At 63.4% G+C, this 20396-nt stretch carries 20 protein-coding genes and 2 pseudogenes; 19 read left to right on the top strand and 3 right to left on the bottom strand.

The window, feature by feature from the left end:
• Positions 1–33 precede the first annotated feature (33 nt).
• The 15 genes and pseudogenes from flhF to F462_RS12330 form a co-directional block, all read left to right on the top strand.
• Positions 34–1129: pseudogene (gene flhF, locus F462_RS12270) on the top strand (flagellar biosynthesis protein FlhF); the annotation flags it as partial.
• A gap of 168 nt (positions 1130–1297) precedes the next feature.
• Entirely contained in the window at positions 1298–2122 is an 825-nt protein-coding gene (locus F462_RS12275) for a MinD/ParA family protein (RefSeq protein ID WP_038054601.1), read from the top strand.
• Positions 2119–2886, top strand: coding sequence for an RNA polymerase sigma factor FliA (locus tag F462_RS12280; RefSeq protein WP_038054603.1), 768 nt, complete (start codon positions 2119–2121; stop codon positions 2884–2886). Before F462_RS12275 ends, F462_RS12280 begins: the two co-directional genes overlap by 4 nt.
• A 41-nt stretch (positions 2887–2927) precedes the next feature.
• Positions 2928–3308 (top strand): chemotaxis response regulator CheY, encoded by a 381-nt coding sequence (cheY, locus tag F462_RS12285; protein WP_018145741.1) that lies wholly within the window; start codon positions 2928–2930, stop codon positions 3306–3308.
• A 110-nt stretch (positions 3309–3418) separates the two neighbouring features.
• The gene (locus F462_RS12290; RefSeq protein WP_038054605.1) at positions 3419–4195 is read left to right on the top strand and encodes a protein phosphatase CheZ; all 777 of its coding nucleotides are present in this window, start codon (positions 3419–3421) and stop codon (positions 4193–4195) included.
• Between the two features lie 44 nt (positions 4196–4239).
• Positions 4240–4642 (top strand): annotated as a pseudogene (locus F462_RS14105) (Hpt domain-containing protein); the annotation flags it as partial.
• 134 nt (positions 4643–4776) lie between these two features.
• On the top strand, positions 4777–6369 hold the full coding sequence (locus F462_RS12295; RefSeq protein ID WP_371180521.1) for a chemotaxis protein CheA: 1593 nt from the start codon (positions 4777–4779) through the stop codon (positions 6367–6369).
• A gap of 2 nt (positions 6370–6371) precedes the next feature.
• Positions 6372–7484: a protein-glutamate methylesterase/protein-glutamine glutaminase gene (locus F462_RS12300; protein WP_038054609.1), complete on the top strand. Its 1113-nt coding sequence runs from the start codon at positions 6372–6374 to the stop codon at positions 7482–7484.
• A gap of 1 nt (position 7485) precedes the next feature.
• Positions 7486–8229, top strand: coding sequence for a flagellar motor protein (locus F462_RS12305; RefSeq protein WP_038054611.1), 744 nt, complete (start codon positions 7486–7488; stop codon positions 8227–8229).
• Positions 8230–8236: 7 nt separating this feature from the next.
• Positions 8237–9139 carry a flagellar motor protein MotD gene (motD, locus tag F462_RS12310; protein WP_038054613.1) on the top strand — a complete coding sequence of 301 codons (903 nt, stop codon included), beginning with the start codon at positions 8237–8239 and terminating at the stop codon, positions 9137–9139.
• Positions 9136–9936, top strand: coding sequence for a ParA family protein (locus F462_RS12315; RefSeq protein ID WP_038054615.1), 801 nt, complete (start codon positions 9136–9138; stop codon positions 9934–9936). Before motD ends, F462_RS12315 begins: the two co-directional genes overlap by 4 nt.
• On the top strand, positions 9933–10619 hold the full coding sequence (locus F462_RS12320) for a chemotaxis protein CheW (protein WP_038054616.1): 687 nt from the start codon (positions 9933–9935) through the stop codon (positions 10617–10619). Before F462_RS12315 ends, F462_RS12320 begins: the two co-directional genes overlap by 4 nt.
• Before the next feature lie 138 nt (positions 10620–10757).
• A complete protein-coding gene (locus tag F462_RS12325) occupies positions 10758–11216 on the top strand; it encodes a chemotaxis protein CheW (protein WP_156100422.1) in 459 nt (152 codons plus the stop codon).
• A 57-nt stretch (positions 11217–11273) separates the two neighbouring features.
• Positions 11274–11462: a hypothetical protein gene (locus F462_RS13555; protein ID WP_081610804.1), complete on the top strand. Its 189-nt coding sequence runs from the start codon at positions 11274–11276 to the stop codon at positions 11460–11462.
• Between the two features lie 136 nt (positions 11463–11598).
• The gene (locus tag F462_RS12330; RefSeq protein ID WP_038054618.1) at positions 11599–12036 is read left to right on the top strand and encodes a DUF2802 domain-containing protein; all 438 of its coding nucleotides are present in this window, start codon (positions 11599–11601) and stop codon (positions 12034–12036) included.
• Here the strand turns inward: F462_RS12330 and F462_RS12335 are convergent.
• A complete protein-coding gene (locus tag F462_RS12335) occupies positions 12031–12387 on the bottom strand; it encodes an EscU/YscU/HrcU family type III secretion system export apparatus switch protein (protein ID WP_038054619.1) in 357 nt (118 codons plus the stop codon). The genes F462_RS12330 and F462_RS12335 overlap by 6 nt on opposite strands.
• Before the next feature lie 4 nt (positions 12388–12391).
• The gene (locus tag F462_RS12340) at positions 12392–13663 is read right to left on the bottom strand and encodes a flagellar hook-length control protein FliK (RefSeq protein ID WP_038054620.1); all 1272 of its coding nucleotides are present in this window, start codon (positions 13661–13663) and stop codon (positions 12392–12394) included.
• 122 nt (positions 13664–13785) lie between these two features.
• Between F462_RS12340 and F462_RS12345 the strand changes: the two genes are divergently transcribed.
• Positions 13786–14277, top strand: a complete 492-nt coding sequence (locus tag F462_RS12345) for a low molecular weight protein-tyrosine-phosphatase (protein WP_038054622.1) — start codon at positions 13786–13788, stop codon at positions 14275–14277.
• Positions 14278–14412: 135 nt separating this feature from the next.
• Here F462_RS12345 and F462_RS12350 read toward each other — a convergent pair whose 3' ends face one another.
• Entirely contained in the window at positions 14413–17283 is a 2871-nt protein-coding gene (locus F462_RS12350) for an Rne/Rng family ribonuclease (protein WP_038054624.1), read from the bottom strand.
• Positions 17284–17718: 435 nt separating this feature from the next.
• Between F462_RS12350 and F462_RS12355 the strand changes: the two genes are divergently transcribed.
• From F462_RS12355 to F462_RS12365, 3 genes are read left to right on the top strand one after another with little or no spacing between them, the layout of a single operon-like run.
• A complete protein-coding gene (locus tag F462_RS12355) occupies positions 17719–18693 on the top strand; it encodes an RluA family pseudouridine synthase (protein WP_038054626.1) in 975 nt (324 codons plus the stop codon).
• The gene (locus F462_RS12360) at positions 18690–19388 is read left to right on the top strand and encodes an HAD-IA family hydrolase (RefSeq protein WP_038054629.1); all 699 of its coding nucleotides are present in this window, start codon (positions 18690–18692) and stop codon (positions 19386–19388) included. Before F462_RS12355 ends, F462_RS12360 begins: the two co-directional genes overlap by 4 nt.
• A gap of 10 nt (positions 19389–19398) precedes the next feature.
• A complete protein-coding gene (locus F462_RS12365; RefSeq protein ID WP_038054631.1) occupies positions 19399–20364 on the top strand; it encodes a S49 family peptidase in 966 nt (321 codons plus the stop codon).
• Positions 20365–20396: the final 32 nt, after the last annotated feature.

Raw genomic sequence — 20396 nt, forward strand, 5'->3', positions numbered from 1 at the left:
GTTCCGTCGCGCAAGCGGCACAGGAGATAAAGCATGAACGTCAGACGATATCGGGCCCGGGACATGCGTGACGCGATGCGTCAGGTGCGCGAGCAGCAGGGCGAAGATGCGGTGATTCTGTCCAGCCGGCGCGTCGATGGTTGGCTGGAGGTGGTCGCCGCGCTGGAAGACGGTGAATCCTCCGAGCCGATGCACGAGCCGGAAAGGACACGCTCCAACAGCCCAGCGCGCCCGTCCGCCGAACGAGCACCGGAGCAGGGGGGGGGCTCCTGGCCAGCCGACCCGGAGCTGAAGGCGATGCGTCAGGAGCTTCGCGACCTGCGCAGTCTGATGAGTCGACAGTACGCCGAGAGCGAAGAGGCCCGATGGGCTGCGCGCCATCCGCTGGCGGCCGAGTGCAAGGCGCGCCTGATGGATCGGGGCTTCAGTGAATCCCTGGCACGTAGTCTTGCGGGTAGCATTCTGGATGACAGCTCCCCGGAACAGGCATGGGAGCGTCTGCGCGCCCGCTTGTCGGGGGCGATCGCGACGCATCGCCCAACCATTCTCGACGAAGGCGGATTGCTGGCAATGGTCGGACCCACAGGTGTCGGCAAGACCACCACCCTCGCGCGGATCGCGCTGCGCCAAATCCGTCGCATGGGCCCGGATTCGGTTACGCTGGTTACACTGGACTCACAAAGGATCGGCGCGACGCGGCAGCTGCAGGCCTTTGCCCAGATGGCGGGGGTCTCGGTACGTGCGTTGCAAAATGCGCGTGAATTGCGTGACCTGGCCCGGCGGGTGGAGGATGGACACCTGATTCTGGTGGATACGGCGGGGCAGGCCCCGAACGCAGTGGAAGAGGAGTCGTTGTTTGCACATCTGCCGCCGAGCATTCGCGCCGAGAGCTGGCTGGTGGTTTCGGCCACTACTCAGGGCAACACCCTGCGGCGGGTGCTCGAGGCCTTCCGCAAGGCAGAGCCTTCGGCGCTGGTGTTGACCAAGCTGGACGAGGCCGAACAATTAGGTGAGGTGTTGTCAGTGCTGCTGGATCAACATCTGGGGCTGGGATTCGTCAGCGATGGCCAACGCGTCGCGGAAGACTTCCATCGCGTGGATACCGGCCATCTGACCCACTTGGCACTGGATGACGACGCGGATGGTTCCATGGCTAAAGCAAACGCCCGCGAGACCTGGGCCGCCGAGCGCCTGGCGGAGATGGACCCGCCCCGCCGAGCGCGCTCGCAACCGCGCCCGGTCACCAGTGCCGAACCCGCGAGCCTGGAACTGATTCAGCCGGTTGGAAAGGGCCGTTATGCCACGCACTAACAAACCCTTGAAGGTCATCGCAGTCGCCTCCGGCAAGGGTGGCGTTGGCAAGACCAATGTCTCGGTCAACCTGTCGGTAGGACTGGCTCGGCTGGGGCGCGAGGTGATGCTGTTCGACGCGGATCTGGGCCTCGCCAATGTCGATCTCTTGCTTGGCTTGCGGCCGGAACGAACGCTGCACGACCTCGTGACCGGCGAGGTGGAGAGCCTGGAGGAGGTGTTGGTCCAGGGGCCGGACGGGGTGAAGGTGGTGCCATCGGCTTCCGGCATCGCCGCGATGGCGAACCTAACCCCGGCCGAACATGCCGGGCTGATCCATGCTTTCAGCGCCTATCGCAAGCCGTTGGATGTGTTGATCGTGGATACCGCAGCAGGGCTGCAGGAGTCCGTGACCTCGTTCTGTCGCGCGGTTCAAGAGACCCTGGTGGTGGTTTGTGACGAACCCGCATCGATTACCGATGCCTACGCCCTAATCAAGGTGTTGCACCGGGACCACGGCATGCGTCGTTTCCGCATGGTGACCAACATGGTCAGCGGGCGCGAGAGTGCCGACCGCCTGATGCAGAAACTGAATACCGTTTGCGGCAACTATTTGCCGGAGGTGGTCCTGGACCTGGCCGGCTATATTCCCGTGGACGAGCACCTCCGCAAGGCGGTGCAGAAACGCGCGCCGGTGGTCCAGCAGTATCCCGGCAGCCCGGCGGGCAAGGCCTTCGCCGAGCTGGCCCGGACGGTTGATCGTTGGCCGGTCGGCAAGGGTGACCACGGAGGCGTCGGATTTTTCGTGGAACGAATGCTCCAGAGCGCATGATGGCGACCCGAAATCGACTTTCCGGCTACCAAACAACGTCCACCGCATCCGGTGGGCACGAACGGCTGATTGCAGATCACATCGAACTGGTGCATCGGATCGCCCATCATTTGATGGCGCGCCTGCCGTCCTCGGTACAGGTGGATGACCTGATTCAGGCGGGAATGATCGGTTTGTTAGAGGCTGCGCGGCAGTTTGAGGGCGGCCAGGGCGCCACTTTCGCGACCTATGCCGGGATCCGAATTCGCGGTGCGATGATTGACGAATTGCGCCGTAGTGACTGGACGCCGCGTTCGGTGCATCGCAATAGCCGCCGCATCGCCTCCGCGATTCAGGCGGTCGAGGCGCGCGAAGGCCGGGCCGCACGCGGTAGCGAGGTTGCGGCGGAGCTGGAAGTGCCCATCGATCAGTATTACGAGATGCTCCAGGATCACGCCGGTGCCCATTTGTTCGCGCTGGATGACCTCGGCGGCGGCGATGATGGCGCCGATCGGGTGATTGAGGGTCAGGAGGCTTCGCCCGCGCGGAATATGGAAGCGGGCGAGTTCCGCGAGGAACTGGCCGAGGCATTGGGCGACTTGCCAGAACGCGAGCGTCTGGTGCTTTCGCTGTACTACATCGAGGAACTGAATTTGCGCGAGATCGGTGCGGTGTTGGGCGTGACCGAGTCGCGTGTCAGCCAAATCCGCAGTCAGGCGGTGATCCGCCTGCGCGCGCGCATGGGGTCGTGGCTCGAAGACGGCACGGCTTTGCAGTTATTCTAAAACCCACCCTACGAATCCCGGAGTGACGTGTGGACAAGGGAATGAAAATTCTCATCGTGGACGACTTTTCCACGATGCGGCGCATTATCAAGAACCTCTTGCGCGATCTCGGCTTTAACAATACCCAGGAAGCCGATGATGGGAGTACCGCGTTGCCGATGCTGCAAAACGGTGACTTCGACTTCCTCATTACGGACTGGAATATGCCCAACATGCCGGGCATTGATTTGCTCAAGGCCGTCCGGGCGGATGCCAATCTGAAGTCGATGCCGGTGCTGATGGTGACGGCAGAGGCCAAGCGCGACCAGATCGTGGAGGCGGCGGAAGCAGGTGTGAACGGCTATGTGGTCAAGCCGTTCACCGCTGAAACCCTAAAGGAAAAGATCGATAAAATCTTTGAACGTATTGAGGCACAAGGATAAGTTTGTGCCGATAGCGGACCATTTTGGATTGGCGCCAAAGCGGCCCGGTTCGCCTGTAAACACCGCCGGGAGGCATATCCTGGCGGCGGGGTTTCAGCAAGAGGCTTTTCATGACTGAACAGGAACATCCGCCGCGTGACGGACAGCTCGATCTCGCCCGCAAACTCGTCGAGCGACTGGAAGCCGGTGACGACACGGGTGCCCGGGCGTTGGTCCAGGACCTGGCGCGTCCTTATGACCGGGAACTCTTCGATGAACTGGGCAAACTGACTCGAGACCTCCACGAGGCCTTGCAGAGCTTCCGCGGCGACTCGAGACTGGTCGAACTGACGCGGGCCGAGATCCCGGATGCGAAGGAACGCCTGAATTACGTAGTCACGATGACCGAACAGGCGGCACACGACACGATGAATGCGATCGAGTCGAGTCTTCCCATTGCCGAGTCCTTCAGCCAGCAGGCCGCTGAGCTGACAGAAAAATGGACACGGTTTCGTAACCGCCAGCTATCGGTGGATCAGTTCCGGGATTTCGCCCGGGATCTGGATGGCTTCTTTGCCCAGGCCGGTACCGATACGGAAGAACTTCGGCGACTGCTCTCCGAAGTGCTGATGGCCCAGAGTTATCAGGATATTACGGGGCAGGTCATTCGTCGTGTAATCCAGCTGGTGACAGACCTGGAGGAGAACCTGGTCTCCCTGATCCGGCTATCCAGTGGCCGCATGGAGCAGGTGGAGGCGGCCGAGGCCTCCATCGAGCAGAGCAAGGACGACCGCGAAGCCAATCGCAAAGGGCATGGCCCGAGTGTGCCAAAGACTCAAGATTCCAGCGAAGATGTCGTTCAAGGACAGGACGAGGTGGACGATCTGTTGTCGAGCCTGGGCTTTTGACAGCACCCCTCATGCGACTGGCGCCACGGGATTGGAGAGACTGAATGGCCATCGACCCCAACGACGAAATCCTTCAGGACTTCCTGATCGAGGCCGGGGAACTTCTTGAGGGGCTCAACGAGCAACTCATTGACCTGGAGCAAAACCCGGACGACCGGGAGCTTCTGAATGCGGTCTTTCGCAGCTTTCATACGATCAAGGGCGGTGCCGGCTTCCTGAGCCTGGACGCGCTGGTGACCGTGTGTCACCACGCCGAAGATGTCTTCAATCTGTTGCGCAATGGCGAGCGTCGGGTGGATAGCCACCTGATGGACACCATGCTTCGGGTGCTGGATAGCCTGAACGTCATGTTCGGGGATCTGCGCTCCGGTGTCGATCCGACGCCGGCAGAAGCGGATTTGGTCGAAGATCTGCGCCGCATGGCCAAGAACGAAGATGTGGCCGCTGCTCCGTCCTCACCTTCGGAACCGGAACCGGAACCGGAACCGGAACCTGAGCCTGAGCCTGAGCCTGAGCCTGAGCCTGAGCCTGAGCCTGAGCCTGAGCCGGAACCCGAGCCCGAGGACTCGGCTGCGGACGGAATGGTGGGGGCTGGTGACGAGATCACAGACGACGAGTTCGAAGCGCTTCTGGATACCCTGCATGGGGACTCTGCGCCCGCACCCGTGGCCAAGGATTCGGAGTCCGATCCGGCCGGTGGCACGGACGGTGATGTGGATACCGCTGCGAGCGGCGACCTGATCAGCGACGACGAATTCGAGAATCTGCTGGATGAATTGCAGGCCCGGGGCGAAGGTCCTGCGGCGACGTCCACAAGCGAACCCCGCGAACCCGCAACGCCAGAGCCGGCCCCCAGTGCCCCGTCCGAAGAGCCTGCCAAAGCGGAGGTCGGCTCTGGAGGGCAGGGTGGTGGTGCCCGCGCAGGCGGGGGCGGCGAGGCTGGAGGCCGCTCGGCCCCGCAGGGCGAAACCTCCGTCCGCGTCGACACCGAGCGTCTGGACGAGATCATGAATCTGGTTGGCGAGCTGGTGCTGGTGCGCAATCGCCTGAGTATGCTGCGCTCGCAGCATGTCGACGACGAGTTGGGCAAGGCGATCAGTTCGTTGGCGCTGGTGACTTCGGATCTGCAGACCTCGGTGATGAAGACGCGGATGCAGCCGGTGAAGAAGGTCTTCAATCGCTTCCCCCGAGTCATTCGCGACCTGTCGCGCAATCTGGGTAAAGAGATCGAACTGGAGATCTTCGGTGAGGATACCGACCTCGACAAAAACCTGGTCGAGGCGCTCTCCGATCCGTTGGTCCACTTGGTACGAAATGCAGTAGACCACGGTATCGAGACCCCGGAGGTGCGCGAGGCCGCCGGCAAACCGCGCAAGGGGACCGTGGTGCTGGGTGCGGCGCAGGAAGGCGACCATATTGCACTCCTGATCAAGGATGACGGCGGTGGCATGGATCCTGATGCCCTGCGTCGCAAGGCCGTGGAGAAAGGCCTGATGGAGCCCGCCATGGCTGAGCGCATGACGGATCGCGAGGCCTTCAACGTGATCTTCATGGCTGGTTTTTCGACCAAGACGGAGATCTCCGATGTCTCCGGCCGCGGGGTCGGCATGGACGTGGTCAAGACCAAGATCTCGCAACTCAACGGCATGATCGACATTGAGTCCGAGATTGGTGTCGGGACCACGCTGCGCGTCAAACTGCCGCTGACGCTGGCGATTTTGCCGGCCTTGATGGTGATTCTGGATGGGCGCCGTTTCGCGATCCCACTGGCCTCGGTTTCGGAAATCCTGGACCTGGATCTGACCAAGACGCACTACGTGGATGACCAGGAGGTCATCATCGTGCGCAAGCACGCGCTCCCGATTCACTACCTCAAGCGCTGGCTGAAGCCTGGCCACGAGCCCGAGCCGAGCAAGGAAGCCCATGTGGTTGTGGTGCATACTGCCGACCGTAAGGTGGGGCTGGTGGTGGACGACCTGGTGGGACAGGAAGAGGTAGTGATTAAGCCTCTCGGTCAGAATCTGCAGGGGGTGAAGGGCCTCGCGGGGGCAACCATTACGGGGGATGGTGGAATCGCGCTGATCCTCGACGTCTCGGACCTGGTGACCATCTTGATGCGGCAGCTGCAGATGTCCGGTCGGCCGCGCCGCGCGGTGCGTTCGAGCGAGGGCTGAGGATGCCGATCAAGGTCCTGGTGGTCGATGATTCCGGATTTTTTCGTCGAAGAATTGCGGAGATTCTCGATTCCGATTCCGGTATAGAAGTAGTCGGTTCAGCCGAGAATGGTGAGCAGGCGATTGCCAGGGTTCGGGAGCTGGACCCCGATGTGGTAACGATGGATATCGAGATGCCGGTAATGGACGGCATCACCGCTGTGCGCAAGATCATGGCCGAGAACCCGCGGCCGATCCTGATGTTTTCCAGCCTGACCACCGAAGGTGCGCAGGCGACCCTGGATGCGCTGGAGGCGGGGGCGGTCGATTTCCTGCCCAAGCGCTTCAGCGATATGGCGAGTGACGAAGACAGCGCGCGCATGCTGTTGCGCCGGCGCGTGCGTTCCTTGTCGCGCAGCCGGGCACGCTCGGTGAGTGCACCGGGCAGTAGTGCGCCTGCTCGCGAGGCCCGGCCCAACGCGCGCCGGGAAGAGGCCGACCGGGTTGCGGCCGACGCCCGCAAGCAGGCTCCCCCAGTTGTCAGTACGCGTCCCAAGACGCCGCTGCGGCAAATGCGGGCGGTGCTGATTGGGACCTCAACCGGCGGCCCAGTCGCCTTGCAGGAAGTTCTGAAGCCGCTGCCAGCGAGCTTTCCACTCCCGATTCTGCTGGTGCAACACATGCCGGCCAGTTTTACCCCGGCCTTCGCCGAACGCCTGAATGCAATGTGCAATATCGAGGTGCGCCAGGCGAAGGACGGTGATGTCCTGAAGCCGGGTGTGGCCCTTCTCGCGCCGGGTGGTATGCAAACCACACTGGAGCGCGGGAGCCAGACGCTAGTCCGTATTTCCGAGAGCCCACTGGGGACGATCTACAAGCCAAGCGTGGACGCGGCGTTTGCTTCTGCCGTTGATGCCCTGCGGGGGCAGGTCCTGGCCGTGGTGCTGACCGGTATGGGTGCGGATGGCCGTGAAGGGGCCCGTGCTCTGAAGGCGGTCGGTGCTCAGGTGTGGTCGCAGGATGCCGCGACCTGTGTGGTGTACGGGATGCCGGCGGCGGTTGCCGAGGCGGGGCTGTCGGACCACGTGTATCCGTTGCCCGAGATCGGACCGGCTCTGGTAAAGGGGATCTGCTGACATGGATATCCTGAGCCTCGTCGGGATCACGCTGGGGCTGGTGGCCGTCTTGGGCGGAAGTATTGCCAAGGGCAGCGGTCTGGGTGCGCTGTGGAACGCGGCAGCCTTCGTGATCGTGGTGCTGGGGACCCTGGGGGCGACTCTGGTGCAGGCGCGGATGGTGGTGTTTTTGCATGGGATGCGCATCCTGCCTTGGGCCTTCAAGCCACCCAAGATCGATAACCAGGCGATGGTCGAGCAGATCGTTGAGTGGTCGAATGTCGCGCGCAAAGAGGGCTTGTTGGGTCTCGAGACGCTGGCCGACGAGGAAAGTGACGAGTTTGCGCGCAAGGGGTTGCAGCTGCTGGTTGATGGCAGTGAGCCTCAAACCATTCGACAGATCCTGGAGGCCGACCTGGACAACCGCGAGCACTTTGACCTGCAAGGGGCCAAGGTCTTCGAGAGTATGGGGATCTATGCCCCGACTCTAGGCATTGTGGGTGCAGTGATGGGGTTGATGGCGGTGATGCAGAACCTCGCCGATCCGAGCAAGTTGGGGGCGGGGATAGCGGCGGCGTTTGTGGCGACGATCTACGGGATTGCGTCGGCGAACCTGTTGTTCCTTCCGGTGGCAAACAAATTAAAGTCAATTATTCAGAATCGCTCGCAACATCAACAAATGTTGATGGAAGGACTGATTTCGATTGCCGAGGGCGAGAACCCCCGGAACATCGAAAGCAAGCTGAGTGGCTTCATCCACGAGTGAGGTCACCATGGCGCGACGCAAACGGGCGGATGAACACGAGAATCACGAGGCCTGGGCCATTCCCTACGGGGATCTGGTTACGCTGCTGCTCGCGTTTTTTGTGGTGATGTACGCGATCTCCTCGGTGGATGACGGGAAGTACCGGGTCCTCTCGGAGTCGCTTGTGGATGCGTTCCGCGCACCCATGCAAGCCGATCCGATCCAGGTGGGGGAGCCGACAGTTGCTCGGGAGCGCACTCCACAGGATCTGCGTGCCCTGGTGCCGATCGAGGTGCAACCGGGGCTGGTGGAGGATGGGCCGCAGCCGATCGATATGGCGTTGAGCGGGTTGATGGACGATACCCCCGAGGCCGATGAAATGCAGGCCTTCCTCGACGAGCTGGCGGATACGGCTCGGGAGATCGAACTGGCTATGGCGCAGTGGATCGAGGACGGTGATCTGCGTGTCACCCGTGAGGCCTACTGGCTGGAGATCGAGATCACGAGCCGGTTGTTGTTCCCTTCCGGGTCCGCAACGCTCAATGCCGAGGCAACGGCGTTGCTGCGTGAAGTTGGGGTGATCCTTGCGCCGCGTGTCTCGCGCATTCATGTAGAGGGGCACACGGACAATGTGCCGATACAGACCGCCGTCTATCCTTCCAATTGGGAGCTATCTTCCGGGCGCGCGGCGGCTGTGGTGAACGAGTTTGAAGTGGCCGGCGTCGATCCCGAAAACCTGGTGGCTCTGGGCTATGGCGAACATCGCCCGGTGGCGAGCAACGATACGGCGGACGGCCGGGCAGAGAATCGGCGTGTCTCGATCGTGGTGCTGCCTGGGGCACGACCACGTGCCGAAGGCGCACAGGAGCCGGAGCGCCTGCGCGACGACTTGCCACTCGCACCGCTCTCGACGGATGGAGACACACCATGATGGTCTGGGCGGTAGCAAACCAGAAGGGGGGCGTGGGGAAGACCACGACGACGGTGACCCTCGGCGGCCTGTTGTCGGGGCCAGAGCAGCGTGTGCTGTTGGTGGACGTCGACCCGCATGGCTCGCTGACCGCCTATTTCGGCCACGATCCGGAGACGGCCACCCGCGGCGTGTACGAGCTGTTCAGCCAGTGCGCGGAGGGGGAAGCGCCTGACCCGACGGGCCTGATCCGCGAGAGTCGTTTCCCCGGGCTGGATCTGCTGACGGCCAGTACGGCGCTGGCGACTCTGGATCGTCAGCTGGGTACCCGCAGCGGCATGGGCCTGGTCTTGCGGCAGGCCCTGGAAAAGATTGAAGGCCAGTACGACTATGTGCTGCTGGATTGCCCGCCGATGCTTGGGGTGCTGATGGTGAATGCACTGGCGGCCTGCGACGAGTTGCTGGTGCCGGTGCAGACCGAATTCCTCGCCCTGAAGGGGCTTGAACGGATGATCAACACGCTGAAGATGGTGCAGAAGTCGCGCAAGGCCGAACTCAAGTATCGGATTATCCCCACCTTGTTCGACCGCCGTACGCGTGCAGCGCACGAGGCGCTGGCCGAGTTGCGTCGCCTGTATGACGATGACGTCTGGCCTGGCGTGATCCCGGTGGACACCAAATTTCGTGATGCATCCAGTGCCGGGCAGCCGCTTTGTTTCATGATCCCGGATGCCCGTGGTGTGCTGGCCTATTCGGACCTGCTGGAGGCGATCGGAGGAAGGCTGTCCGAGCCCCATGAGCGGAGGCGACGCGGATGAACCCATCCAAGGCAGATAATCTTGCCCTGAAGGCGGAACCGGAAGCGCTGGACGACTATTTCGGCAGCTTGTTGGACGATCCGGCACCGGCTCGCTCCCTCTTGCGCCCGGATATCCTGGAGCCGCGGTCCGTGTTGGCGGAGCCTGTCGTGGAGGTAGAAACCACGGTGCGCGAGGTCGAAGTGGCCGCCGAGGCGCCAGTGGTTCCGCCACCGACCGTGCCGAGTGAGCGCGAGTACGCCCGTCCCGAGCAGTCCTTCTCGGCCCTGGTGATCGAGGCCGGCAATTTGACCTTGCTGGCGCCATTGCATGCGCTTGGGGGTGTTGCCCCGCTGGACAGTCTGGAGGTGCGACCCACTCCGAATCATTCGGTCTGGTACCTTGGACTCGCGGATACCAAGCAGGGCCGGGTGCAGCTGATCGATCTTGCGGCGGTGGTAACCCCCGAGGATCGTGAATACGAGGCCGACACCGCCCGCCAGGTGGTCTTTGTCGCGGGCTCGCGTTTTGCCCTTGCCTGCCGCGCAGTCCATGGCACGCGTGTGATCCAGCCGGATTCGCTGCGCTGGCGCAGCCACCGCCGGCGCCTTCCCTGGTTGGCCGGCGTGGAGCGCGAAAAGATGGCTACTTTACTGGATCTGGAGGCACTCGACCGGACTCTGGATGAAGGGGCCTGGGAGTGATCAAGGCCTGCCGATTGTCATGTCCGTTCAAGCATCCGGATGTGCGGCCGATACACTGGGCAGGACGATATTACAGGGCAGTTTGTACCTGTACGGAATGACGAGGACGACATGAGCAGCGCACAAGACGTACAAGCCATGGCCAATGCCGATACCGCCCCGTATGTGACGTTTAGTCTGGCGGACGAGACCTATGCCATTGACGTCCTTCAGGTACAGGAGGTCCTCAAGGTGACGGAGATCGCGCCGGTTCCTGGCGTGCCGGACTACATCCTCGGGATCATTAACCTGCGGGGTAACGTGGTGACCGTGATCGACGCCCGCCGCCGGATGGGCTTGGATGATCGCGAATCCGACGAGGCGTCGCGCATCGTTATTATCGATGTCGACAACCAGAACGTTGGCATCCTGGTCGATTCGGTCTCCGAGGTTGTACGGATCTCGCCGGACTCGGTCGAGCCGGCACCGGAGGTCGGCAATGACGATAGCAGCCGCTTCATTCAGGGCGTGACCAGCACGGAGGAAGGCTTGACCATTCTGGTCGACCTGAACCGCTTGCTATCGGACGAGGAGTGGGCGCAGTTGCGCGAACTCTAGGTTGATACCCGGGGTCCATCTGGATAAGGGCCATCGGGTTTAGCCGGGAGGTGAATCATGGTCGATGAACTCCAGCCGGACCGGACCGTGCGCCCGGTTCACACAACCGTTCCCGGGCGGCGCCTGAGCGATGACCATGATCGGGATCCCGTCTTCCGGCCCGCTGTGCGCCCGACCCAGCAACGCCCTCCGCGCAAAGATGAGCGTCCGCCCCCCAGGCGGGGCCTGATCGACGACTACGCCTGAGCGGTGTTGTCCTGGTAAGAGCCGATCCTCACCGCCCAAAAATTCCCCGTGGAGTATCGAGCGCCCGTATGGCTGGTCATTTGGGCATGTTTCACGCGACAATCATCGAGCCCCGGGTGCCAGGAGAGAGTGCGAAATGGGTGAGGGATTACTGGTCTGGCTGGCTGCATTGATTGCATTGTTGGCCACTGTGGTGGCTGGCTTCGCCGTGGGTGTGGTGATCTTGTTACGCCGGCAACTGGCCGCGCTGCGCGTGGACTACCAGCGCCAGGCAACCTCGGTGATGGCATTGCAGGGCGCGATGAAGGCGTTGTCCGAGGGGGTTGCGACGCATGGCCAGGCACAGGCCTCGGTTCAGCGTGCCCTCGAGCGCCTGCATGACCAGCACAGCGAATTGCGGGCCCGCGATGGCGACAGCGGCGCCTATGAGCAGGCGATTCGGTTGATCCAGGAGGGGCAGGGGCGGGAAGAGGTTCGTCGCCGCTGCGGACTCACCACCACCGAGCTCGATCTCCTGTTCAGCCTGCACGGTTCCGGAACTGCCGCCGGGAGCGGGACAAGCGGGTATTCATGATCGCGGTCCGGGCCCGCGGTAGCCATCTTCTCGGTCGTCGGGCGTGATGCCCGCCAGCAGAAACACGAACGCCAGGATCTCCGCAACGGCCACATAGAGCTCTTCAGGAATCTCGCTGCCTAGCGGGATTTGCGCAAGGGCCTCGCTCAGACCGGGGTCCTGGTGCAGGGGAATTCCGTGCTCTTCGGCAATCTTCAGGATCGCATCCGCCGTCAGTCCCGACCCGGCGGCGGTAATGCGTGGTGCCTTTCGGCGGTCCCATTCCAGGGCCACTGCGCGGGTGGTGCGATCGGCGTTTGAGCCCTTGCCTGATGAGTCCTGGGCCGATGAGCGCGAATCGTTGTCTACCATGGCCTCAAGCCTGTTCGTCGAGCATGCGGGGCCCGCCGGAGGCCGGTCTCGGGTCGGTGTCGACGGGGCCCTGGCGCACCGAGAGCCCGGTAATCTTGAGTTCCCGCCGAGCCAGGCGTTCCCGGAGTTCGGGCATCTGCTCGCGCAGTCGCGCGACCGTGTTGGGTTCGCTCGCCGTGAAATGGACGTTCATATTCCCTTCGCGTGAGGCGACCGCGATACGTGTCGGGCCCAGTTCGGTCAGATCCAGGGTCAGCACGATGGACCAGGCGTCCTGGCCCTCCTGCTCGGCGCCGGAACCCTCACGTATTTCGCCCATTATGCCGTGTATGCCTTGCTCGCCCCGAAACGGAAGTTCGAAGAACCAGCGGTTGTTCCCGGGCTCATCACTGGCAAAGGACTGCAGCGACTGGAGTTGCAGTGACGTCACGCGCTTGAGCAATCCTTCTAGGAGCCCCGTAAGGGAAGGCAGGGTCGTGGTCACTGCCGGCGTGGGTGTTGTCGAAGGCGTCGGAGTTGCCATGCGTGGCTGGGGCGGCGTCTGGCGCAGCTGATCGGCGGCACGCAGGAGTTGAACCTTGAGATCGGCGGCAAGTTGGGGCGCGATGACCGTGCTGCGTACGGCCTGTCCCAACATCGCCTCCATCCACAGACCGGACTGTTGCACCTGGTGGCGGAGCGTGTCCGGCTGCACGAGTTGTCCCGGTCCCGGGAGCTGTTCAAGGATTCGCTGCAACGCGGGAGGAGCGGGCTGAGCAGGCGCCTCGCCTGCATCGGGGCGTGCCGCCGCCAGTGCGCTGGGTAGCAGGCTTTGCAGGGCCTGCGCCAAGGGACGGGCGCCCGGCAACTGATGGCGCAGCTCCTGGCCCAGCCATTGCTGGGCCGGATTCGCCGCTACGTTCCTGCTTGGCCGAGGTTCGGTGCGGTCGGCGGCCAGCGGGATCAGGCGTGCCTCCAGGCGGGGTTCCGTACGGGTGATCTCGGCCAGCATGGGCTGGGCGCGTATCGCCGCCGCGCTTCGATTGAGCAGGGCGTCAGGTAGGGCGCCCGCCGCCAGTTGTGCAGTGACTACGGGTGTTGATGGCGTACCAGGACCCGCGCGTGTCGTGGGCGCCTCGAGCCGCAGCCGCACCGCGCGATCGGCCAGCACCTCAATCACCCGGACTTCAACCCGTGTGCCGGTGGTCAGATTCAGCCGCTCGCTGGCCGCCGTTCCTGCCGGGCTGGCGCCTGGCACCATCCAGCCGGGTACACGGGGTCCGTTCAGGTCGGCCATGGCATGCTCCGCCGATGGAAAACCCCAGCATCGCACACAGAAGGGTGGTGCAAGAAGCACGAGAACTCGGGGGCGATCGGTTTGGTATCCTGAGCATTCGTTAGAGACGGGTGTGTGGATGTATGGCGAAGATACGCGTATTAATGGTTTGTCTGGGCAATATCTGCCGGTCACCCATGGCGCATGGGGTATTCGAGGCGCGTTTGCGTGAACACGGCCTGGAGGATGTCATCGAGGTGGACTCGGCCGGTACGGCGGGTTATCACATCGGGGCCAAGCCAGACCCCCGAGCTCGCCAGGAGGCTCGCTCCCGAGGCTATGACCTGGAGCATCTGCGGGCCCGCAAGCTTGAGCCCGAAGATTTTCAAGAGTTCGACTATATCCTGACGATGGACGATGCGAACTACCAGAATGCGGAAGATATTCGACCCGCTGGTGGGCGTGCGGAGCTCTTGCGCTTTCTGGATTTTGCGCCGCAGTTTGACGAACACGAGGTTCCGGACCCGTACTATGGAGGCGATCAGGGCTTCGTTCACGTGATGGATCTCGTCGAGGCTGCGGCCGATGGCCTGCTGGAGCATATTCGTACCCATCGTGCCCTGAAGGCTTCCTGACGGACGGGGGTGTACAACCGGGCTTGAACGGTTGCGCGGCCCGCGCAGTGCGGCGCCACTCGTGGTCATTGAATCTGCTCAGAAAACAAAAGGGCCCGCCACAATGGCGGGCCCTTTTGCGTTTTGGACGGGCGTTTAGTCGCCGCCCTTGCGCTCCCCTGGATCGGAAGATTCGGCGGCCGGTTCGGAGCGAGGCTCGCGTTGTGCGGACTTCTCGTTGCTTTCCGTAGTAAACGCCAAATCACGATCTTTCTGGCCAGAAGGGCTCGGTGCATCGCCGGAAGGGTCAACCTGCTGGCTGGGTCCCGGCGTTTGGCCTTCGGACTGGTTCGACGGTGCACTAGCATCGGCATCACGTGCCGGGGCCTTCGCCCGTGAGCGGCGGGGCTTCGGTGGAGTGTCAGCGGCATCAGGGCCGGCGCTGCCCATCTTCTCCGAGGCCGGATCATTCGCGGCACCCGCTTCGGTTACGGACGCGGGTTCGGCTTTCTGGCCCGAAGCCGGGTCCGCTGCCGCGGCAGACGTGTCGGACGCATCCGAGCGAGCTTCTGCGGGGGCTTTGTCGGCCGCCGGCTTCCGGCTACGGCCGCCTCGGCTTCGGCGCGGCGAGGCCGGTGCCGTCGCATCGGTGTCGTCGCCCTTGGGGGGCTCGCCGGACGATGCCTCGGGGCTGGAGGCCTGATCGGGACTATCGGCCACGTTCGTTGTCGCTCGTGGCTCGGGTGCGTTGTCGCTGGGGCTCGTGGCTTCAGGTGTCGCAGCAGGGCCCGAGTCGGATTCCGGTTTGCGGGCCTCTTGATTCGACGAATTCGCGGAATCGCTTTCCTGATCATTGCTATTCCCGGCCTCGGCCCCCGCTTCACCGGATTGATCGCCCCCGGAACGACCCCGGCCGCCGCGACGGCGTCCGCCCCGACGGGACCGACGGCTGCGTGTACGGCCCTTGTTGGCGTCGTCGTCCTCGGTCTTCTCCGGACCCCTGGAATTGGGTTCGGACGGGCCGTCGCCGGTGGGCTTCGCCGCCTTGTCCGCCGCCGGCTTGTTGTCGGCCTGAGGTGCAGCTGGCTTGCCGCCGCGGCGAGAACGCCCCTTTCCACCGCCTTCAGGCTTGTCGGACGCACCTTTTTTGGCGTTGCCCGACTCTTCGCTGGAAGTCGTCGGGGCCTTGTCGGCTGCCTTTTTCTGGCTACCACCGCGCCCTCGGCCGCCCGATTTCCCGGCGCCGCCACCTTCGCCCTTGGGACCGCCGCGTCGGCCACCGGCTTTGCCGGACGCTTCCGGTTCGCCTTCGTCTTCGGTTGGGCGGGCGTTGGGGAACAACGAAGACCAGATGCGGGTGAAGAAACCCGGTTGGGGTACTCGCGCTTCCGGTTCCGCCGTTTCCGTCGCGGAATCGCTGACCGGTGCGGGACCCGTCATCTTGACACCCTTCACCAGCGGCTTTTCGACCTTGCTACGGCGTTCGTGGTGCGGAGTGCTCTCTTCCTCGACGGTCTCCACCAGCTCGTGGGAGCCGCGATCACTGACGGCCTCTTCGCGCTCGTCCCCCCGCACCCTGCGGACCTCGAAACGAGGGGTAAGGTAGTGAGGATTGGGAATGATGCTGATATCGACCTTGTGGCGATCCTCGATATCGGTAATCGATTCGCGCTTTTCGTTGAGCAGGAAGGTGCCGACATCCACCGGAACCTGGCCCATGACCAGGCCGGTACGGTCCTTCATCGCCTCTTCTTCGATCAGGCGAAGGATCGACAGAGCCAGAGATTCGACGCTGCGGATCTGGCCATGGCCCTCGCAGCGGGGGCAGGTGTTCTGGCTGGACTCACCGAGCGAGGAGCGCAGGCGCTGGCGCGACATCTCCAGCAGACCGAAGCGGCTGATGCGGCCGACCTGAACCCGTGCACGGTCCATCTCCAGCGCCTCGCGTAGCCGGTTTTCCACCTCGCGCTGGTGCTTGTTGGCGTTCATGTCGATGAAATCGATCACGATCAGGCCGCCCAAATCGCGGATGCGTAGCTGACGGGCGACCTCTTCGGCCGCTTCCAGGTTGGTGTGGAAGGCGGTCTCTTCGATATCGCCGCCCTTGGTGGAGCGGGCGGAGTTGACGTCGATGGAGATCAGGGCCTCGGTGTGATCGATCACCAGGGCGCCACCCGAGGGCAGGGTGACGTCTCGATCGAAGGCGCTCTCGATCTGGCTCTCGATCTGATAGCGATTGAACAGCGGGACCGGGTCGTCGTAGCGCTTAAGCTTGCGCAGGCTGTTCGGCATCACCAGGCGCACGAATTCCTCGGCCTGCTGGTAGACGTCGTTGTCATCAATGATGACTTCGCCGACGTCGTTGCGCATGTGATCGCGCAGGGCGCGGATGATGACGTTGCTTTCCTGGTGGATCAGTGCCGGCGCCTTGGCCTTTTCGGCGGCCTCGGTCACGGCGGCCCACAGGGCGGTCATGTAGTCGAGGTCCCACTGGAGTTCTTCGGTGCTGCGGCCAACCCCGGCCGTGCGCGCGATCACCCCCATGCCCTCGGGCATGTTGAGGCCGGAGAGGGCGTCACGCAGGGAGGCACGATCTTCCCCCTCGATGCGGCGCGAGACGCCGCCGGCCTTGGGGTTGTTGGGCATCAGGACCAGATAGCGGCCCGCCAGGCTGATGTAGGTGGTGAGCGCGGCACCCTTGTTGCCGCGTTCTTCCTTCTCGACCTGTACGAGGAGTTCGGTGCCTTCCTTCAGGAAGTCCCGGATCGGCTTGTCGCTGTCGGCGGGACCACCCACCGCCGAATGGGCAATTTCCTTGAACGGCAGGAAGCCGTGACGATCAGCACCAAAGTTGACGAACGCGGCCTCGAGGCTCGGTTCGACGCGGGTGATCTTGGCCTTGTAGATGTTCGCCTTTTTGCGCTCGCGCGAAGGCAGTTCGATGTCCAGGTCGTACAGCCGCTGGCCGTCGACCATGGCGACACGCAGCTCTTCGGGCTGCGTGGCATTGATCAGGATCCGTTTCATGCATTGGACTCGGTAGGCCGTCCTGCCAGCCGGCGGTAACAGCAAAAGCCCGTGGAGTGGTGATGGAGCGGCGGCACGGCAACGCTTGCGCACGCGTGCTCGCAGCGGCGGCGCGTAGCGCAAGCCAGCGCGCCAGCCAGGTATTCACCAGCAACCATGGGTTTAGTCGCCTGCGGGAGGCGAAGCCGGGGAGACAGGACTGGGTTAGAAGAAATAGTGTCACAGTGTCGCTTTTCGGCGATTGCCCTCCGACCGGAAGCTGCTGTCAGCTCGCGGGTCGAAGTGGCGGATGATTCGAGGTACTTGGCCCGCTTCACGCGGCTACGTACCGTGCGCCAATGTAGGGCATAACCCCCCGTATGGGCAAGTTTTTTCGGTATTGCGTGTGGTGTGTGTTGTAGCCCGGGACGCGCCGCTCGGGTAGCATCCCGCGCCATGAATGCAAGGCGTGAATCCTCCGGCCCTCGTACTTTGCAGGTCACCGAACGGGGTGACGGGCAACGGCTCGACAATTTCCTGCTCCGCGAGCTGAAGGGCGTGCCGCGAGGATTGATTTATCGCTTGGTACGCCAAGGGGCGGTACGGGTGGATGGGCGCCGTGCCAAGGCACACAAGCGGCTGGTAGCGGGCAACGAGGTGAAGGTGCCCGATCTGGATCGGCCGGAAACGGCCACCGCCGAGATCCCGCCCAAGGTGCTGGAACGGCTGCGCCAGGCGATCATCTTTGAAGATGACGATGTTCTGGTGTTGGACAAGCCCTCCGGTCTCGCCGTCCACGGGGGCAGTGGGCTGGCCTTTGGGATCATCGAGGCGATGCGTCAGCTGCGGCCGGATTGCGAATTGGAGCTGGGCCATCGCCTGGACCGGGAGACCAGTGGCTGTCTCCTGCTGGCGAAACGCCGAGCGGCGCTGCAGGACTTTCACTCAGCGCTGCGCGAGGGGCGGGTGGAGAAACGCTACCTGGCGTTGCTGGTTGGCCGTTTTGACAAGGACCAGCCGATCGAATGTGCGGCCCCGATCGCCAGCGGCCGCCAGGACGACGGACGTCGCCGCATGAGCACCGGTGAGTCTGAAGACGAGGGCGGGCGCCCACGCGAGGCGCAAAGCGTCTTCGTGCCGCTGGAGACCCATGGGACGTTCCAGCTGGCCGAGGTTCGCATTGGCACCGGACGTACCCACCAGATTCGCGTGCATGGTCAGGCGATCGGGCATCCGGTGGTAGGGGATCACGATTACGGCCTCCCGGATGCCAATCGGTTGTTGCGGCGGCACGGGTTGAAGCGCCTGTTCCTGCATGCCCAGGCATTGGGCTACCAGTCAGCGGATGGCGAACAACATATCTTTTCGGCGCCGCTTCCGGACGAGCTGGTGGCGGTTCTGGCGAGTCTGGACGCGGGCGACGACGCGTGAATACACCTCTCCTGCCACCAGCGGAGAATGCCCTGCGGCTGGTGGTGTTCGACTGGGACGGGACCCTGATGGATTCGCCCCGCCGGATCGTCCACTGCCTGCAGCGGGCTGCCGGGCAGATCGGGGCGCCCGTGCGGGATGAAGCTGCCCTGCGCAACATCATCGGCCTTGGTGTGGACGCTGCCGTACGCGAGCTCTATCCACAGGCGGATGATGCCTTCGTGCGCCAGTTCGCGGAGACCTATCGCGAATGTTACCTGGGCGCCGAGGATGCGCCGGAGACGCCGCTGTTTCCGGGAGTGGCGCTGCTCCTCGACTGGCTGGAGGCGCGCGATGTCCTGTTGGCTGTGGCGACCAGCAAATCCCGCCGCGGGTTGGATCAGGCATTGGAGGCAACCGGTCTGGCAAGTCGCTTCGTGGCGACGGCGACCGGTGACGAACACCCGTCGAAGCCCAACCCGGCGATGCTGGAACATGTGATGAATCGCGCGGGCGTCGAACGTGCGCGAGCCCGCATGGTCGGTGATAGCGTTTATGATCTGCAGATGGCGCGTCATGCCGGGGTGCCAGCAGTGGCGGTGACCCACGGGGTGCATTCACCGGAACGGCTACGCGAGGAAGCGCCGCTGGGAATGCAACCGGATCTGGAATCCCTGTTAGACGTCTTCCGGCAGGCCGAACGCGAAACCGAATAAAGGACTCAAGATGGGCTGGGCGAACGAGAACAAACCGGGCTGGGAACGTGAAACGCTTGAGAGGCTGGTACAGGCCCAGGTGATCGAGCAGCGTCGGGCACGGCGCTGGGGGATCTTCTTCAAGCTGTTGTTTTTCTTCTATCTGGTCGCGCTTCTGATTTTTGTACGCGGTGGCGACATGGGTCTTGGCGGTCTGTTCGAGAGCGATCGTGAGCCGACCGCCCATGTGGCGGTCGTGGAGGTCGAAGGGCTGATTGCCTCCAGTGCCTCGGCCAATGCTGAAGACATCTCCAAGGTGCTGAACGAGGCCTTCGAGGCCGAGGGCACCCAGGCGGTGATGCTGCGAATCAACAGCGGTGGTGGTAGCCCGGTCCAGGCTGCGAATATCCATGACGAGATCCTGCGCCTGAAGGAGAAGCACGCGGACATCCCGGTCTATGCGGTGATCGGTGACGTGGGCGCCTCGGCGGCGTATTACATCGCGGTCGCGGCCGACGAGATCTACGCCAGCCAGGCCAGCATGGTCGGCTCGATCGGTGTACGCATGGATAGCTTTGGGTTAGTGGACCTGATCGAGAATATCGGCGTCGAGCGCCGCCTGTTCACCTCGGGCGAGAACAAGGGCTTCCTGGACCCGTTTCTGCCGTTGGACACCGACCATGTGGACCACCTCGACGGTGTCCTGCAAGGCGTTCACCAACAATTCGTGGACGTCGTGCGCAGTGGTCGTGGTGACCGCCTGAACGAGTCCGACAATCTGTTCAATGGCCTGATCTGGACCGGGGATCGCTCGCTGGAGCTGGGGCTGATTGACGGCCTGGGGACGGACCGCACTGTGGCCCGAGACGTCGTTGGTGTGGAGAAGCTGGTGGTCTTCAAGCCGCGGCGAACTGCCTTGCAGCTGTTGTTCGAGGATCTGGGGATGGCCGCGTTCCAGCAATGGATGAGCTGGGAAACCACGCCGCAGTGGCGGTGACGCGTCATCGAGTGGTACGCCGCCCCAAAGCG

The organism is Thioalkalivibrio sp. ALJ1, from assembly GCF_000745395.1.
Lineage (GTDB): Bacteria > Pseudomonadota > Gammaproteobacteria > Ectothiorhodospirales > Ectothiorhodospiraceae > Thioalkalivibrio.

What these genes read in the sequence shown, in the direction of transcription:
- F462_RS12275 (WP_038054601.1), top strand. Translation starts at nt 1,298, where the DNA reads ATGCCACGCACTAACAAACCCTTGAAGGTCATCGCAGTCGCCTCCGGC.
- F462_RS12280 (WP_038054603.1), top strand. Translation starts at nt 2,119, where the DNA reads ATGATGGCGACCCGAAATCGACTTTCCGGCTACCAAACAACGTCCACC.
- cheY (WP_018145741.1), top strand. Translation starts at nt 2,928, where the DNA reads ATGAAAATTCTCATCGTGGACGACTTTTCCACGATGCGGCGCATTATC.
- F462_RS12290 (WP_038054605.1), top strand. Translation starts at nt 3,419, where the DNA reads ATGACTGAACAGGAACATCCGCCGCGTGACGGACAGCTCGATCTCGCC.
- F462_RS12295 (WP_371180521.1), top strand. Translation starts at nt 4,777, where the DNA reads ATGGTGGGGGCTGGTGACGAGATCACAGACGACGAGTTCGAAGCGCTT.
- F462_RS12300 (WP_038054609.1), top strand. Translation starts at nt 6,372, where the DNA reads ATGCCGATCAAGGTCCTGGTGGTCGATGATTCCGGATTTTTTCGTCGA.
- F462_RS12305 (WP_038054611.1), top strand. Translation starts at nt 7,486, where the DNA reads ATGGATATCCTGAGCCTCGTCGGGATCACGCTGGGGCTGGTGGCCGTC.
- motD (WP_038054613.1), top strand. Translation starts at nt 8,237, where the DNA reads ATGGCGCGACGCAAACGGGCGGATGAACACGAGAATCACGAGGCCTGG.
- F462_RS12315 (WP_038054615.1), top strand. Translation starts at nt 9,136, where the DNA reads ATGATGGTCTGGGCGGTAGCAAACCAGAAGGGGGGCGTGGGGAAGACC.
- F462_RS12320 (WP_038054616.1), top strand. Translation starts at nt 9,933, where the DNA reads ATGAACCCATCCAAGGCAGATAATCTTGCCCTGAAGGCGGAACCGGAA.
- F462_RS12325 (WP_156100422.1), top strand. Translation starts at nt 10,758, where the DNA reads ATGGCCAATGCCGATACCGCCCCGTATGTGACGTTTAGTCTGGCGGAC.
- F462_RS13555 (WP_081610804.1), top strand. Translation starts at nt 11,274, where the DNA reads ATGGTCGATGAACTCCAGCCGGACCGGACCGTGCGCCCGGTTCACACA.
- F462_RS12330 (WP_038054618.1), top strand. Translation starts at nt 11,599, where the DNA reads ATGGGTGAGGGATTACTGGTCTGGCTGGCTGCATTGATTGCATTGTTG.
- F462_RS12335 (WP_038054619.1), bottom strand. Translation starts at nt 12,387, where the DNA reads ATGGTAGACAACGATTCGCGCTCATCGGCCCAGGACTCATCAGGCAAG.
- F462_RS12340 (WP_038054620.1), bottom strand. Translation starts at nt 13,663, where the DNA reads ATGGCCGACCTGAACGGACCCCGTGTACCCGGCTGGATGGTGCCAGGC.
- F462_RS12345 (WP_038054622.1), top strand. Translation starts at nt 13,786, where the DNA reads ATGGCGAAGATACGCGTATTAATGGTTTGTCTGGGCAATATCTGCCGG.
- F462_RS12350 (WP_038054624.1), bottom strand. Translation starts at nt 17,283, where the DNA reads ATGAAACGGATCCTGATCAATGCCACGCAGCCCGAAGAGCTGCGTGTC.
- F462_RS12355 (WP_038054626.1), top strand. Translation starts at nt 17,719, where the DNA reads ATGAATGCAAGGCGTGAATCCTCCGGCCCTCGTACTTTGCAGGTCACC.
- F462_RS12365 (WP_038054631.1), top strand. Translation starts at nt 19,399, where the DNA reads ATGGGCTGGGCGAACGAGAACAAACCGGGCTGGGAACGTGAAACGCTT.